The following is a 14674-nucleotide window of genomic DNA, read 5'->3' as shown; positions in this document are numbered from 1 at the left end:
CCCGCGGAGCGGGTACCCCGGCGGCAAGCCGCCGGGCAGGGCGCGCCTCCGCTGCGCTCCGGCGGAATTCCCGCGCAAGCGCGGGAATTGAATTCCGCAAGCGGAATTCTAGAGCGGTCGGATACCCCGCTTCGCGGGGTATCCGGGATTCCCGCAAGCGGGAATCCGATGGCTGACTGGGAGGGGCGGGTGCATCATGCGCGGCACTGTGTAGGCTCAGGATCCCAGGCCACCCCCGATGACTCACTCCCTGTCACCTCACTCGGGGTCAAGGCCGGCACCCCCGGTCGAGCCCAGTGGACTCCGCTTCGCTCCGCCCACCCTGAACGCCCGTCACTATCCACCCCCGCGAACACGACATGCGAGAAGCATACCACCCCTGGGCCGGTTTCATGCCCGAATAGATCTGTGCATCACTCCAGAGTGGGAACCTTCGTCAAGCCTTATGCATCACAGTGATGCACTGTGTAGAGTCAGTGTTGCAGGCACACCCACGACATTCGGTTCTCTTGCGGGCGTTGTGCAATCAAGGAAATCCCCTCCAGCATTCCATGGAAGGATCGGGGACATGCCCATCGAATTGCGTGACCACCAGATCGAGGCGGTTGACGCGATCATTCGCGCGCTGGACATCCCGCCGGGCGGGGTGATTCCGGCGAACGGGCTGCGGGCGCAGATTCACGCGGCCTGCGGGACCGGGAAGACGTACATCTCGGCGGCGGCGGCCCGGCGGCTCGTCCCGCGCGGCCGGGTGCTCGTGCTGGTGCCGACGCTGGCCCTGCTGGGGCAGACCATCAAGGCGTGGCGGGAGGTCGGGCACACGGGGCCGGCGGTCGCGGTGTGCTCGATGGAGGACGACGTCGAGCTGTGGTCGATGGAGGTGCGCTGCACCACCAACCCGATCCGGCTGGCCATGTGGCACGGCTCCGGGCCGGTCACCATCTTCGCCACCTACTCCAGCCTGGGCGTGCTGGCGGAGGCCTTCGAGGGCGCCTACGGCAAGGCGCTGGAGCCGCTGGACCTGGCCGTGGTCGACGAGGCGCACCGGACCTCTGGGAGCCTGGGGAAGGCCTGGGCGGACATCCACCACCAGGCGGTCATCCCGGCGGCCCGGCGCCTGTACGCCACGGCGACCCCGCGCATCTGGCAGGAGAGGCCGGCGCCTCCGTGGGAGCTGCGGGAGGGCGAGCGGCACGAGCGGATGCCGGAGGAGATGGCCGCGTCCATGGACGACGAGGCGATCTTCGGGCCGGTCGCGTGGAAGCTCCCACTGTCCGAGGCGGTGAAGCGGGGCCTGCTCGCCAGGTACCAGATCATCGTGGTCGAGCTGACCGACCCGGTCGTCACCCCCGAGCGGCTGATGAGCCCGGAGAAGCGCAGCGAGGAGATCCGCGGGCAGCGGCTCGGCGCGCTCCAGGCCGCCATGCTCCACACCATGGCGCAGCACGGGCTGCAGACGATGATCACCTTTCACCACCGGACCATAGAGTCACAGGCGTTCGCGGAGGGTCTGCCGTCGGTCGCCGCCAAGCTGCACGCCAGCGATCCGGAGTTCTACCCGGACCGGATCTGGGCGAACTGGCTCAAGGGCGAGCACGCCGGAGAGCGGCGGGCCCGGGTGCTGGCCGAGTTCGGGCGCAGCGCGCGGCGGGCCGTGCTGTCCAACTGCCGGGTGCTGGGTGAGGGCGTGGACATCCGGGCCGTGGACTCGGTGGCTCTGCTGGACCCGAAGGGCGCGCCGCACGACATCGTCCAAGCGATCGGGCGGGCGCTGCGGCAGCAGCCCGGACAGGGCAAACTCGCCAGCCTGATCGTGCCCGTCTTTCTGAAAGAGGGTGAGCAGCCGCAGGACATGTTCACCTCCGGGAGTTACCGGCCTTTGGTGAACGTCCTTCAGGCTCTGCGGGCTCACGACGAAGAGGCCGTCGAATTGCTGGCGATCCCTCAGACCGAACAGAAGAACAGCGTGGAGCCGTCCACCGATATCGGCCCGGAGCCGAAGGAGGGCGAGAAGGAAAGCCGCATGCTGCTGCGTTTCTCGGCTCCGCGTGACCCGGTGATGGTCGCTCAGTGGGTCAGCTTCAATGTGATCGACACCGAGCGGCAGGACTGGGCTCGCGGATGGTCGGCGGCTGAGAAGTACTACAAGAGGGAGGGGCACCTGCGGGTGCCGTTCGACCACCGCGAGGCGACCCGGGCCGGGCTGGACCCGCACCAGATGTACCCGCTGGGGCACTGGGTGAGCGAGCAGCGCAAGGCGTACGCGGCCGGTGAGATGGAGGGCAAGCGCATCGAGCGGCTGGAGTCGCTCGGCATGGTGTGGGACCCGCTGGACGCGGCGTGGGAGGAGAACCTGGCCGCGTGCCGGGAGTACTTCGAGCACCATGGCACCCTCGCCGCGCCCCGTACCGCGACGGCGTTGGACAAGCCGGTCGGGCAGTGGCTGTCCAACCAGCGCCGCCCCGGCGTGCTGGACGGGCGGCCGGACCGGCAGGCGGCGCTCGCGGAGATCGACCCGGACTGGAACCCGGCCTGGCCGCTGGACTGGCAGCGCCACTACGCCGCTGTCGCCGACTGCCTGGACGGCGGGGCGCAGCTGGCGGATCTGCTGCCGGGGGTGACGATCCACGGGCTGGACGTCGGGCGGTGGCTGGAGCGGCAGCGCCAGCACATCGTGTGGCAGGGGCTGATGGACGAGCAGCGCCAGCGCCTGGCCGCGCTGGGCGTCGAGCCGCTGGCGCCCCCAGCCGAGGAGGGGGCGCCGAAGAAGAAGGCCGGCGCCGGGAAGCCGAGCGCCTTCGACCGCGGTCTGGCCGCGCTCGCCCTGTACCGGGAGCGGACCGGATCGGTGACCGTGCCGCGCCAGCACGTCGAGGAGATCCCCGACGGCGACGGCGGCACGATGGAGGTGAAACTCGGAGTGTGGATCTCCAACACCAAGAGCCGCCGAGCGAAGCTGACCGACGAGCAGCTCGACCAGCTCGCCGCGCTCGGCCTCGACTGGCGCTGACGGGTTTGGGGGCTCGGCCTCAGGAACTGCCCGCAGCCGGGCCTCCAACACCGGAGGCAGCCGACTACCAGCTAACTGCCTCACCTCGAAGCCGCCGTTCGACTTCCCTGGCGAACCGTCGGGGCGCTCCCGCGCTCAGGTAGGGGAAGGTTCCGCGGGCCTCGCCCGTCTCGCTGTCGAACCAAAGGTCTGCGGGCCAGGTACTCCGCCCGGAGTTGCTACGGAACTCCGCTTCAACGCCGAACCCCTGCACGGAGATGATCCTCATCCGAGGGATGCCTGCCGCGACGTCGTACACGATGGCCTCGAACTCGCGCTCTGCTGGTGTCAGGGTCCTGGGAGGCGGTCCGTCGAGCTCACTGGTCATCGCGCTGGGCCGCTTCGTGATGGCCTTGGCGAGCGCGCCAGCCACAGCGAGGGCCACAGCACCGACAACAACTCGCATCCGACTGGACACGGAACCCCCTAATTCCTGTGGGAATAGCTGGCGAAAGAGTAACGGTCCGCAGGCCACACCCGTCGCGGTTCACCATGTACCGCCTTGGCCAGCTGCCGGTCTCTCCTTCGGGTTCAACGGCGCTTTCCCGCACAGAGGCCGCACTGGCCCCCTGGAGGAGCTCCAGGCCGTCTGTGGCCGGTCTGCCCGCCGTGTCCGAGGAACGCGGCGGACAGAGCCATCCCCGTCTCCTCCAGTGGCCCTCCAGGGCCGCCCACGCCCCGCGCCGCCCCTGCCCACGCGCGTCCGGCCCCAGCCGGACGCCGAAGAAAAAGGGCACGCCGCCGGGTTTTCGATTCCGGGCGCGGGGGTGCAACGCGAGCGCGTTGCACTCCCGTGTTGCGCTCTGGGTGGGCTATCGGTGCAGGTCAGGGGTGCAACGCGTTGCAGTGCGTTGCACCGGCTCCGGCCCCTGACGTTGCGTCAGCGGTTGGGGTACTTCTCGGCGTGGAGGAGCCGGATGTGCCACCAGGGGTCGTCGAGCTTCCCGGCCTTGTGCTGGCGGCGTTCGCGGCTGGTGGGCAGGGGCAGGATGATCGGCTTGCGGCCGTTCATGCGGCGGGTGCTGTCGCAGGCCGGGCACTCCAGACGGTGGGGGTCGGCTGGCTCGTGCAGTTCGCCGATGGAGTCGGGTTCGCCGCCGATGGAGCCCTTGCAGGTGTAGCAGGGTGCATGGCGGCGTTGGCCTGGCGGGCGGCGAGCAGCTGGTTCCGCTCCTCGGTCTCCCGGGCTTCCTGCCGGCAGTCGGTGCAGAGCTTGGTGCCGTCGCTGGCGCCGTACTGGTAGTCGTACTCGTCTTCGCGGCGGTTGCAGCCGGGGCAGCGGGTGGCCTCCAGGCGCCGCTCCTTCTCCTCCTGGGCGGCCTTGTTCTCGGCGGCGATGCGCGCGCGGGTGCGGGTGCGGTAGTCGGCGTTGGCCAGCGCGTCGGCGAGGGTCTGCCACTGGTGGCTACCGAAGCGCCACCAGATCGCCGCGTGCGGGCCCTTGGCCTTCAGGTCCTCGAGGTGGCAGGCCAGGATCGGGATCTTGCCAGTGAAGTCGAAGTCGCCGCGGGGCTGCCAGTGCGCGGCGGTCAGGTCCTGGACCTCGTTGATGGTGTTATTCAGGGCACGGGGTCCGGCGCCGGCCAGGACGAGCGCGATCGGCGGCAGCGCCCCGGCCGGGGCGGTGGGGTACTTGCGGCGCCAGGTCGGCAACTGCTTCGCCATGGACGGGTGGCCCTCGTGATTGGGGTCCTTGTAGGTGAGGGCGAAGTACTCGGCGTAGCCGTCGAACTTGCGGGCGATCTTGGCGTTGTCGCCGTTGTGGAGGTCGACTTCGACCAGGAGCACGGGCACGTCGTCACCCGGGGCGATCAGGACCGCGTCGGCGATCTGCTGGCGGCCGGCGGGCAGCGGATGGGAGTCCTCGGTGGTCCAGTCGGCGATTTCGCCGATCGGGCCGCCCGGAGTGTTCGCCCCGGTGAACGCGACGATGGTGTCGTTGACCGCCATCGCGTGCGGAGCGCCGCCGCCACGGCCCAGTGAGCGGGCCCGGCTGCCCATCTTCCGCCCGACCGGCAACGTCGCGGCGGCGGCGTCCAGGCCGAGCTCGGTCAGGCCCCAGATCCCCGCGTTGGCGCCCTTCGCCGGGACCAGCTTGCCCCGCTTCGGCGCGGCGGCCCTGGCAGCCTTGGCGGCGGCCAGCGAGACCTTCTCCTTCTTCGGCGGGCCACCGAGCGTGCCCCGCTTCTCGGTCAGCCGGCTGTCCTTCAGCTCCATGTCCCGCAGAGCACTGGCCACCGTGTTCGGGAACTCGTGGTGCGGAGCGGCCAGCTGCCAGATCTGCTTGACGGTGGCGGCCTTCAGCACGCCCAGCACCTGAAGGATCTCGTGGCGCAGCGGGCCGGTCGATCCGTTCGGGTAGGCCTTCGCCCGGACGAACGCGGTGCGCTGCTTCGGCACCCGCTGCGTCGCCTGCTCGTCGCCCTGGCCGTCGCCGTGTTCGCCGTGCCCCTGGCCCTCGGTGTTCTGGTCCTCGCTCATGCCGCTGCTCCCCGCTGGTCGATCATCCCGTCCTCGATACCGCACCGCGCCGACAACCGGCCCGCCCGCCGCCGCCCACCGCCGCCATCACCACCGGGCGCCAGCCCGGGCGCCGGCCACCGGCGCGAGGCCGCCCGGCCGGTGGAGGGAGGGCCCGAGCGGCCCGGGAGCGCGTCGAACCCCGCCGACACCCGCCCGCCACCAGCCACACCACCCAAACCCAACCACCAAGAACAGGGGCAAGAGGGGGACAGAGGGGTTGCCGGGATTCCCGTCAAGCCACCATTTGGGCCCTGACCTGCGCAAACATGCGAAACCCCGGGAAAGTCACTGGTCGGGGAAAACATCGGGGGAGATGGTCGGGGAACAGGTCGGGGAAACGAACCTGCCCCCAAGGGCCCTGACGGGGCGCCAACGGGCTGAAACCACCGGCGGAGCCGTATCGGGCCAGCGTATCCGCGTGGAGCTGCTACAGGGGCGCTGGGGGCCGTCCGGCGGGCCGGGACAGGCGGTCAGGGGTGGGTGGGGGAGGTCAACGAAGTGGCCTTCCGTCAGCAGGCGGGCCGGGGCGACGCGGCGGTCGGTCCCGGCGCCCAGGCGAGCGCCCAGGCGTGCCCGAGGATGCACACCACCCCCTTGACCACGGTCTGACCGCACCCCTTGACTAGGCCCTCTGTTATGCCCGGAATGCCCGGACAGGGGCCTTGTCCTCCCTGTTTGTTCATGACCGGGATCATCAGGCGGTACGCCGGGCGAGATGGCGATGTCAGCGGTAAATGAGAGCCTCCCGCCGGGGGCCGATGCGGCTGACGGGAGGTCAGGGTGGCGAGGGGACGTCCGCGGAAGGATTCGCGCGATCCGGTCGTGATCATGCGGATGGCGGGACTCGAACCGCTGGAGCCTTACCCGGGTTCGGGCACCCCGTGGCGCTGTCGACACGAGGCGTGCGGGAGGGAGGTGACCCCGCGTCTGGGCAACATCTCCTCCGGCCGGCAGGGCGGCTGCCGGTACTGCGCCGGCAAGGCGCCGATCCCGCCGGAAGAAGCGCAGGCACTGATGCGTGCAGCCGGCCTTGAGCCGCTGGAGCCGTACCCGGGGGCGATGAGCCACTGGCGGTGTCGGCACGAGGTGTGCGGGCGGGAGGTGAAAGCCCGCTACTCCAACGTGAAGCGCGGCGTCGGAATCTGCCGGTGGTGCGCGCCCAACGCCCCGGTCGACCCCGCGGACGCCGCCGTTCTGATGCGCACGGCAGGGCTGGAACCCCTGGGGCCCTACCCAAACACCGACACTGCTTGGCCGTGTCGGTGCACGGCCTGCGGCGCCACCGTGACACCGACCCACGGGTCCATCAAACAGGGCCAGGGCGGATGCTGGCCGTGCTCCCGCAAGCAAGCAGGGGTGGGTATCAGCCAGGCATGGGCCCGTCGCCGGGAACTGCCCCGAACCGACGGCCAGCAGGCCGCCGAGGAACTCCAGGCGTTCGGTCTGACACCACTGGAGCCCTACCCGGGCCCGGCCGGGCTGTGGGCCTGCCGTCACGACACGTGCGGCCGCGACGTCGAGATCCGGTTGCACAACCTCCGCCGCGGCCTGCGGGCATGCCCGTACTGTCCACCCGCACCAGGCGGTCGCCGTCGCTGGCCGGCGGACGAGGCCCATGCCCTGATGCGCGCCGCCGCCCTGGAGCCGCTGGAGCCGTACTCCGGCCGCCGCCAGCAGGCGTGGCGCTGTCGCTGCACCGGATGCGGCCGCGAGACCTCACCGTCCCTCGGAGGCATCCTGGCCGGTCAGGGCGGGTGCCGACACTGTGCTGATGTGAAAGCGACCGAGGCCAGGAAGACGAATCCCGAGGTCGCGGCCGCCGACATGCGCGCGGCCGGACTGGAGCCCCTGGAGCCGTACGTCACCTCCACGACTCCGTGGCGGTGCCGCTGCACGACCTGCGGAAGCGAGGTCTCGCCGACGCTCATGAAGATCCGCACCGGCGGAGGCTGCCGGTTCTGCGCCAGCCACGGCTTCGACCTCACCGCCCCCGCCCGCGTCTACGTCATGCAGCACCACCAGCACAACGCGGTCAAGATCGGAATCGGCGGCACCGCCGGCCGCAACGAACGGGTCAACCACCACCGCCGATCCGGCTGGGTACTCGCCCGGGACTGGCACTTCGCCACCGGCGTCGAGGCCCACGCCGTCGAGCAAGCCGTCCTCCAGCACCTGCGTGAAGCCGGCCACGGCCCCTACCTCAACCGGGACATCATGCCGAACGGCTGGACCGAGACATTCGACGCGGACCTCGTCACCCCCACCACACTCGCCGAGATCGTCGAGGCCAAAATCGCCAACCTGGCCGGGACGGTGCAACCCGTGCCAGGCCGGACCATCCTGCGGCCCGATCGCTGGAGCGTCCGCTCAGGCTCCACCACCTCCGGGCAGCGGTCGCTGGCCCGTAAGGCTGGCCGAGGCCAGCTCCCGCTCTTCTGAGTTCGAGTGACTGCCACGACGAAGGGCGGCACCGGATCGGTGCCGCCCTCGCGGCTCCCGCCGCTCGGCCTAATTCTCCGGGTCGGCCGCGTTGCGGTAGACGGCTCGGTCGGTGTCGGCGCGCTGAAGGATGCCGTCCGATGCGAGGTCGCGCAGGATCTGCCGGGCGCGCTTTTCGTCGACAGCGTGGCCGATCTCGTGAAGCGCGGCGACGGAACGCTGCGCGTCCCATTCGCCACCTTCGGTGCTGATCGCTTCGGCGAGGCAGTCCTTCTGACTGGCGAGCTCACCCTGCTGGTGGGTGGTGACGGCGGTCTGGAATGCGGGAAGGGCTTCGGCGCGGATGCGGTAGCCGGCAACCTTCCCGAAGCCGGGCCCCTCGGCGAGGACGGGGGAGACCTGGTCGGCGATCCACCAGTTGCGGCGGACACCGCGCTTCAGCGCCGCCTTGAACGCGCCGCTGCTACCGGTGAGCTTGCCGTCGCCGCTCGGGCCGCGCAGAACGTCGGCCGGTACGTAGCCGTCCTCGCGGGCGGCGGCTTCGCGCAGGATGCGCTGAGCGGTAGCCGGCAGAGAGAGGTAGTACCGGGAGGCGGTCTCCGGGTCGGCCCAGTCGGTGGCCGGGCCGGAGGTCTTCAGGCTGCCGGCGTGTTCGGCAAGCAGAGTCAGCAGGGCCTTCTGGAAGGAGGGATCGGGGTCCTCAACGATCAGGTGGAGCTTCACGTCATTCCTTTGCTGGAAGAAGCGAGTAAGAGCACACCTTGCGAGCAGAACCGTAGCGGTCGGCCGCACATGATGCAAGCTCTTAGCCTCGTTATCTTTTCCAGGTAAGACGAGCATGGCCGGGGCAGACTCCTCGGTGTCCAGGAGGCTCTCGAAGCGCACTTCCAGCGGCAGGACCTCGGCGACAACGCCTGACCCACATACGCCTGATGAACCGCCGGAGTCGCGGCAAACCTTCGCTGCGGTAGGGCGCAGCGGTGGTGTGGGGCTTGCCCGCCGGTCTCGTACGGGGCCGCGGACGGCGGGCGGGAACGGTCACGGCGTGAGGTCCGCCGCCCGCTATCCGGCCCTGCTCAACGGCCAGCGGGGCTACCATGCCCCGGCAGGACGGCGGCCCGGAACAGCGACTGAAGCGACCGAGGCAGCCGAAGCGGTTGGGGGGCCGGCCGGCGGGGTCCTCCCTGGATCTCGAGGTCCGGATGGACAACGGCCAGGCCCAGGTAGGAAGTGCGCAGCCGGCGGCGAGGCCTGCGCTTCGGCGCCCTGGCGGGTCGCCGTTGGTGTCGTGGTGTCAGTGGTCGCTGTCGTGCAGCGTGGAGTGCTCGTACATGCGGATGAACGGGTGCAGCGCGGGTGCGTCGAGCGCCTGGGCGAGGGTGCGGGAGAGCTGGCTGGCGCTGCGCGTGGTGAGGTCCACCTCGATGCGGTCGGTGCCCTGTTCGACGATGAACGAGCCGGCCATGTTCTCCTCCGGTGGGCCGATCATGACGATGCACAGGTCGTCGGCCTCGTGGTGGTAGTCGATGTCGTCGGCGAGGGCGGAGCGGATCCCTGCGGCGTGCTGGCGGGGCAGGAAGACGGGTGCCTCTCGCAGCCAGGGCGTGCGGTCGGTGCAGGACTTCTGCGGTTTGGTGGCGGTGAAGGTGAGCAGGATGCCGCCCACGACGGGGCGGGCGCTGATGTCCTCGACGTGCTCTTCATGCCGATCGATTCCCATGACCGTCCATCCTGCCCGCCACCACGCCGCGCCGTCCGGGATTCCCTTCAAGAGAGAGAACCGGCGGCCGGCCGGGCGATGGTCCCGTTGGGCCGCCGTGTGCGCTCGCGGCCCGGCACGTCGCGTCAGGTGAGGCGCTGGTCAACCGCGACGAGGAGCAGTGTGACGGCGTGGTCGGCGTCCTGGGCGAGCCAGGGCAGGAAGTCGGCGGCGTCGACGACGGCCCGCCCGTCGATGAACGCCATCCAGCCCGTGCCTGTGCCGCTGTCCGCGAGTTCGATCCAGCCCACCAGGCGCCGGTCCGGCCGGCGCACCGCGAGCACCCGCGGGTCCATGTCCCAGCTCTCGACCACCGCGGTGCCGCTCGTGGCACTGCGGGTTGCGGTCGGTGCGCCGAGGCGGCGCAGGAGCGGGTTGACGGAGGGGCGCTCGGCGGCGAGCGCCAGGCGCAGTTCCTCCACGGGAACAGGGGTCGTCTGGGGTGGAGCATCGGTCAGGACGGCCCCCGCCGTTTCGACGCGCGAGGCATTGGCGGGCGCGTCGGCAGACGCAGTGGCAGCTGCGGCCCCGCTTGTTTCGACGCGCGGGGAAATGGCGGGCGGGGCGGCGGGCGCGAGTTCCCCTGCAGCTCTGCTTGTTTCAACGCGCGGGGGATTGTGGGGGCGGGCTGCGGGAACCGCCGGGCCGGTGACGGCCGGGGCACCGTCGGCGGCCCGGACGGCAGTCGCCGCGCTGGTCGGCGAAGAGAGGGTGGCATCGACGCTTGTTTCGACGCGCGACGATTCCGCTTGGGCGGGCGCGGGCGTCTCGGCGGTGGCGGCGGAGGTGACCTTCAGCCGGCTGCGGTCATCTCGTAGCGCAGCACGTGGGCCTGGCGCAGCAGGCGCTGAGTGGCCCCGGTGACGCCGGCCTCCAAGGACTTGAGGGCCTGGTTGCACCGCGGGTCGTCGCCCTCGCCGCGACGGGCCTGCTCGAGGCGCTCCAGGTAGCGGGCCGCGCCACGCTGATCAGATCGGGCGAGCTCCATCAGCTCGCGGGCGCCACCGTCCAGGCCGCCCGGGGTTTCGACGCGCGAGGCAATGAGGGCGTCCGCGACCGCGTCCTGCTGGCCCTCGGCCCGCCGGCGCCGGTACGCCCTCGACGAGCAGCCCCGGCCGCAGTAGACCGGTCGGCGACCCGGCCCCGAAGCGCGCAGCGCCTTCCCGCACTCCCGGCACCGCGACCCATCCGCCCCTGCTTCAATTCCTCGCGCGTCGATTCCAGGCTCACTGCCAGGCGCCTTGTTTCCTCGCGCGTCGATTCCGAAAGCCTCACCGGAAGCCTTGTTTCCTCGCGCGTCGAGCGGCAGATCCTGGAGCGGTACGCCGACGCCGTCGAGCAGGTGCTGCGCCGCGAGATCATCCCCGGCAGCGAGGGCGAGCTGACCGAGGAACTGCGCTACACCCTGGACGCCTACGTGCTGTGCGGCAGCACCCTGGCCGAGCACCGCCCGGAGCTGACCGCCGCCGAGCGCATCGCGCTACTCGCGGTCGGCTTCACCGCCGCCTCCGCTCCACGGGTCGTCCTCAACGACATCGCCGACGACCTGGTGCTGCTGTGCGAGGCCATCGACCAAGCCCTCGCCTCCGCGGCGCAGCCGGCCACCTCCGAGGTCCGGCCGTGAGCCAGACGGAGAAGGAGCCGTCGGCGCCGGACGCCCTGGTTCGCAAGTACGCCGTCGACCGGCTCGTCCGCCGCCTGCAGGAGAGGCGGCCCGTGCCGGGTGAGGACGCCGGGTGGTGGAAGCGGTACCAGCACGAGCGGTCCCTCAGGCGGCTGGGCCGGGCCACCGATCGCGCGTTCATGTTCGAGGGCGCAGTGGATGAGGCGTTCCTGCGGTACCTGAAGATCGAGCTGGCGATGCACGTGCTGACCGATTTCACCGCCGACGAGGTCACGATGTGGCGGCGCACCGAGGGGATCGTGGCGGCCCGTACCTTGGTGGAGCTGCGGGACTTCGTCCGGCAGTCCACCGGCCGCCCGGACTGGGACTTCACCACCGGCCGGCAGTGCCCGGCGCCGCCGCCAGGCGATGCCTGAACCGGCCCGGGACGTGATCGGGTGGCCGCGCCGGAGCCGGGAGAATAGTCCGATGACCAGTCAGCTCCCCCGCGGCCTCACCTCCCTGATTCCCACCTCCCCCGCGCCCACCGCCGGCCAGCGCGCCGCCGCCCAGCTCCTCCAGCTCGACCAGGCGCTGCTCCCGATCCCGGTCATCGCGGCCGCCGCCGAGCTGATCGCCGACCGCCTCGAGGACCCCGACCAGACCACCCGCGACGCAGCCAGCGCGGTCCTCGCCCACCTGCACGCCGCACTGGCCAGCGGCGCCCCACGCCCTGCAGAGAACCGGCCGGCTGAACCCGGGCTCGACCGACGCCGCCCATCGGCCTAAGCGTTCGTTGCTCAGACCCGACACAACGCCGGACACTGGAGGCATGTCACGCGGTCTCGGACGGGTGCAGCGGGCCGTGCTGGCCCACCTGGCCGCCGAGCCGCTCGGGCGCAGCACGCTGACCGGGCTGCCCGTCTGGGAGTCGCTGCGCGAGATCGCGGCCGCCGTCTTCCAGGCTCCCCAGGCCAGCGGGGCGCAGCTGGCGTCGGTGCGGCGGGCGGTGCGCACGCTCGCAGCCGCCGGTCTGGTCGACCACCGGCGGCTCGCGCTGGACGGCGTCACCTACGTCCAGCAGCGCAGCACCCCGCGCCGACCGGTGCCGCGCTGGGAGGTGCGGATCGAGGCCTGCGCCGGGGTCGGCTGCCCGGCCTGCGTGGCCGGGCCAGGCGATGAACCTGGACGTGATCGACGCGCTGCTGCAGCAGAACGGCTACGTGCCCGGCCAGGTCGAAGCGTTCGTACGGCAGGGCTGGCACTGGAACCATTACGAGGTCCCCGGCCCGCAGCACTGCCGCCCGCCCCCAGTACCGCCATCGACCTCATGGCCGCGCTCGAACGCGCCCTCGCCGACGCCGAGCAGCGCCACCCCAAGACCGCCGCCCGCGCCGCCAAGAACACCTCGACGAAGAAGACCACCGCCCGGCACAGCGCGACCAGCAAGGCCCTGCCACCGACCAGTGGGGGGTCCCCCGCCGCGACGGGGGAGGCAAAGAAGCCAGCCTCGCATCGGCGCACCAGGTGAGGCCGGGTGCTCTCTTCTCCTACCGGCCGATGATCGATGTGGTTCGCAAGGAGAAGCGTGGCGAGTCCCGCCCCGATTGAGGCGGGACTCGCCACGTCATGCATGCGGCCATGGCCCGGGAACGGGCCGACCGAAGGTCAGTCGTTGGGCACGCCGTACAGATGCCGCGCGGGCGGCTCCTCGTCGGTGGCGAACCCGTTGTACAGGTGGAGGATGGCTGCGCGGAGACCGGGGAGCAGGGTTCGTATCCCGCTCTCGCTCGGCATAGGGAAGTCGATGTCGAAGTTGACCGCCCAGCCGCTCAGCAGGTTGTTCTCCATCTCGGCGCGGGTCGACGCCGCAGCGTAGAGGTCGAGGATCCGAACGATTGTCGCCAGGTCGAACGGGCTGTCCGACGACGGATCAGCGCGCGCCTCTTCAACCCGTTGGCGCAGAGCCTCGCAGTACGACTCGAACTCGATCATGTTGACTCCTGGTCCGGGGAGGCCGAGCGTATCGAGAGCCCGTCCCCAGGATCGTTGCTCTTGGTCGTTCCGGTCCTCCCCGGGGCCTTGAAGCTGGGGGCTGTGGGCCGACGCGGTACTCGCCCCTCGGTGAGCCGGCAGACGGGGCCGCACCAGACATGGGAGGCCGAGCTTCGAAAACGGCGAGATGGTCGGCATCGTTCGCTGCACCAGGCAAGAGGTGACGACCAGACGTGCAGACCCAACCGCTGTGCCGGTCGCGAAACCCAAAGTGGTACTCACATGTATCTCTACATGTGGTTCTCGCACTTGGTTCTCGCATTTGGCCCTCCCATAGCACCCGCTCAGGCGGTCAGATCGGTGGGGCCTATTCAGATTGAATCCGCGTCAGTCAGACGGCTAGTTTCGTCGGCATGAAGAAGACGACGACCACCACCCCGAACGTGCACCCCCCGGAGGTCTCCGGCCAGGAGACGCGCACGGCGCTGCTGAACCGCGCGATACGGAAGGCCGCGCCCTACCGCAAGACCTTCGTGCAGGCCCACCGCGGAGGAGAGAGCCGGCACGGCCCATTGAGAAACTTCGTCAACAAGCGCGACCTGCGAGCCATCAAGGCCTACCTGATCACCGTGGCGGCCTGCAGCCAGAAGAACGAGGACGGTTGGACCACCACGCTCGACAGTATGGTCTGGGCCAGGCTGTTCGACACCACCGTGACCACCACCGACCAGTCCGCCCGGACTGCGGCCTGGCGCACGCTGCTGCGGCTGCAGAAGATGAAGCTCATCAGGTGCACCCGGCCGCGCGGCAGTACCAAGATCTCGGTGACGCTGCTCCGGGAGGACGGCTCCGGTTCGGAGTACACCCGCCCGGACGGGAAGGCCGAGGAGGACCGCTTCCTGCAGATCCCCATCACGTTCTGGACCAAGGGCTACGACACCAAGATCGACCTTCCCGGCCTGGCCCTGCTCCTGGTCATCGCCCGCGAGAAGCCATGGTCGTCCTTCCCCGCCGAGCGGGCGCCGGAGTGGTACGGCTGGTCTGCGGACACCCACCTGCGGGGCCTTCAGAAGCTGCTCGCCCTTGGCCTGGTGGAGCGCAGGGAGACCTACCTGAAGGCCCCGCTGTCCCCCACCGGCAGCACGCTGGTGTACCAGTACCGGCTCGCCGCGCCGATGCGGATCCGCAAGCAGAAGCCGGTCCCGGCCGAGACGAGCTGACGCAGCGCAGAATAGAGATGGCGGCGGGCTTCACTTGATCTCGGCCCACCGGAATCGCGCAGGGGAATCAAGCACCCCGCGTCAAC

Annotated in this window: 14 protein-coding genes; 7 read left to right on the top strand and 7 right to left on the bottom strand. The window is 70.6% G+C overall.

Annotated features, from left to right (window positions below; all coding sequences use genetic code 11):
• The first annotated feature begins 568 nt into the window (after positions 1-568).
• Positions 569-3010 (top strand): helicase associated domain-containing protein, encoded by a 2442-nt coding sequence (locus tag ACZ4UX_RS15530; protein ID WP_465707008.1) that lies wholly within the window; start codon positions 569-571, stop codon positions 3008-3010.
• Between the two features lie 919 nt (positions 3011-3929).
• Here the strand turns inward: ACZ4UX_RS15530 and ACZ4UX_RS15525 are convergent.
• Both ACZ4UX_RS15525 and ACZ4UX_RS15520 read right to left on the bottom strand, forming a co-directional pair.
• Positions 3930-4061, bottom strand: a complete 132-nt coding sequence (locus tag ACZ4UX_RS15525) for a hypothetical protein (RefSeq protein WP_465707006.1) — start codon at positions 4059-4061, stop codon at positions 3930-3932.
• Positions 4058-5530, bottom strand: a complete 1473-nt coding sequence (locus ACZ4UX_RS15520) for a replication-relaxation family protein (protein ID WP_465707005.1) — start codon at positions 5528-5530, stop codon at positions 4058-4060. The genes ACZ4UX_RS15525 and ACZ4UX_RS15520 overlap by 4 nt, the downstream gene beginning before the upstream one ends.
• Positions 5531-7345: 1815 nt before the next feature.
• Here ACZ4UX_RS15520 and ACZ4UX_RS15515 point away from each other — a divergent pair.
• Positions 7346-8011 carry a GIY-YIG nuclease family protein gene (locus tag ACZ4UX_RS15515; RefSeq protein ID WP_465707004.1) on the top strand — a complete coding sequence of 222 codons (666 nt, stop codon included), beginning with the start codon at positions 7346-7348 and terminating at the stop codon, positions 8009-8011.
• Positions 8012-8080: 69 nt separating this feature from the next.
• Here ACZ4UX_RS15515 and ACZ4UX_RS15510 read toward each other — a convergent pair whose 3' ends face one another.
• The 4 genes from ACZ4UX_RS15510 to ACZ4UX_RS15495 form a co-directional block, all read right to left on the bottom strand.
• Complete coding sequence (locus ACZ4UX_RS15510; RefSeq protein WP_465707003.1) at positions 8081-8734, bottom strand: hypothetical protein; 654 nt, start codon at positions 8732-8734, stop codon at positions 8081-8083.
• 571 nt (positions 8735-9305) lie between these two features.
• The gene (locus ACZ4UX_RS15505) at positions 9306-9731 is read right to left on the bottom strand and encodes a hypothetical protein (RefSeq protein ID WP_465707002.1); all 426 of its coding nucleotides are present in this window, start codon (positions 9729-9731) and stop codon (positions 9306-9308) included.
• 125 nt (positions 9732-9856) lie between these two features.
• Entirely contained in the window at positions 9857-10192 is a 336-nt protein-coding gene (locus ACZ4UX_RS15500; protein ID WP_465707001.1) for a hypothetical protein, read from the bottom strand.
• Between the two features lie 371 nt (positions 10193-10563).
• A complete protein-coding gene (locus tag ACZ4UX_RS15495; RefSeq protein WP_465707000.1) occupies positions 10564-10758 on the bottom strand; it encodes a hypothetical protein in 195 nt (64 codons plus the stop codon).
• Positions 10759-11112: 354 nt separating this feature from the next.
• Here ACZ4UX_RS15495 and ACZ4UX_RS15490 point away from each other — a divergent pair, with 354 nt between their 5' ends.
• From ACZ4UX_RS15490 to ACZ4UX_RS15475, 4 genes are read left to right on the top strand one after another with little or no spacing between them, the layout of a single operon-like run.
• Positions 11113-11394 carry a hypothetical protein gene (locus ACZ4UX_RS15490; RefSeq protein WP_465706999.1) on the top strand — a complete coding sequence of 94 codons (282 nt, stop codon included), beginning with the start codon at positions 11113-11115 and terminating at the stop codon, positions 11392-11394.
• Positions 11391-11810, top strand: coding sequence for a hypothetical protein (locus tag ACZ4UX_RS15485; RefSeq protein WP_465706998.1), 420 nt, complete (start codon positions 11391-11393; stop codon positions 11808-11810). The genes ACZ4UX_RS15490 and ACZ4UX_RS15485 overlap by 4 nt, the downstream gene beginning before the upstream one ends.
• A gap of 52 nt (positions 11811-11862) precedes the next feature.
• Positions 11863-12162 (top strand): hypothetical protein, encoded by a 300-nt coding sequence (locus tag ACZ4UX_RS15480; RefSeq protein WP_465706997.1) that lies wholly within the window; start codon positions 11863-11865, stop codon positions 12160-12162.
• 43 nt (positions 12163-12205) lie between these two features.
• Positions 12206-12904 (top strand): hypothetical protein, encoded by a 699-nt coding sequence (locus ACZ4UX_RS15475; protein WP_465706996.1) that lies wholly within the window; start codon positions 12206-12208, stop codon positions 12902-12904.
• A gap of 137 nt (positions 12905-13041) precedes the next feature.
• On the opposite strand, the gene ACZ4UX_RS15470 is transcribed toward ACZ4UX_RS15475, so the two are convergent.
• Positions 13042-13368: a hypothetical protein gene (locus ACZ4UX_RS15470; protein WP_465706995.1), complete on the bottom strand. Its 327-nt coding sequence runs from the start codon at positions 13366-13368 to the stop codon at positions 13042-13044.
• A gap of 413 nt (positions 13369-13781) precedes the next feature.
• On the opposite strand from ACZ4UX_RS15470, the gene ACZ4UX_RS15465 reads away from it, so the two are divergent.
• The gene (locus ACZ4UX_RS15465) at positions 13782-14588 is read left to right on the top strand and encodes a hypothetical protein (RefSeq protein WP_465706994.1); all 807 of its coding nucleotides are present in this window, start codon (positions 13782-13784) and stop codon (positions 14586-14588) included.
• Positions 14589-14674 lie beyond the last annotated feature (86 nt).

Source organism: Kitasatospora sp. NPDC028961, from assembly GCF_055564815.1.
Note: the sequence above shows the minus strand (reverse complement) of the source record. Positions and strands in the feature narration are given on the sequence as shown.

What these genes read in the sequence shown, in the direction of transcription:
- ACZ4UX_RS15530 (WP_465707008.1), top strand. Translation starts at nt 569, where the DNA reads ATGCCCATCGAATTGCGTGACCACCAGATCGAGGCGGTTGACGCGATC.
- ACZ4UX_RS15520 (WP_465707005.1), bottom strand. Translation starts at nt 5,530, where the DNA reads ATGAGCGAGGACCAGAACACCGAGGGCCAGGGGCACGGCGAACACGGC.
- ACZ4UX_RS15480 (WP_465706997.1), top strand. Translation starts at nt 11,863, where the DNA reads ATGACCAGTCAGCTCCCCCGCGGCCTCACCTCCCTGATTCCCACCTCC.
- ACZ4UX_RS15465 (WP_465706994.1), top strand. Translation starts at nt 13,782, where the DNA reads ATGAAGAAGACGACGACCACCACCCCGAACGTGCACCCCCCGGAGGTC.
- ACZ4UX_RS15495 (WP_465707000.1), bottom strand. Translation starts at nt 10,758, where the DNA reads ATGGAGCTCGCCCGATCTGATCAGCGTGGCGCGGCCCGCTACCTGGAG.
- ACZ4UX_RS15470 (WP_465706995.1), bottom strand. Translation starts at nt 13,368, where the DNA reads ATGATCGAGTTCGAGTCGTACTGCGAGGCTCTGCGCCAACGGGTTGAA.
- ACZ4UX_RS15475 (WP_465706996.1), top strand. Translation starts at nt 12,206, where the DNA reads ATGTCACGCGGTCTCGGACGGGTGCAGCGGGCCGTGCTGGCCCACCTG.
- ACZ4UX_RS15505 (WP_465707002.1), bottom strand. Translation starts at nt 9,731, where the DNA reads ATGGGAATCGATCGGCATGAAGAGCACGTCGAGGACATCAGCGCCCGC.
- ACZ4UX_RS15525 (WP_465707006.1), bottom strand. Translation starts at nt 4,061, where the DNA reads ATGAACGGCCGCAAGCCGATCATCCTGCCCCTGCCCACCAGCCGCGAA.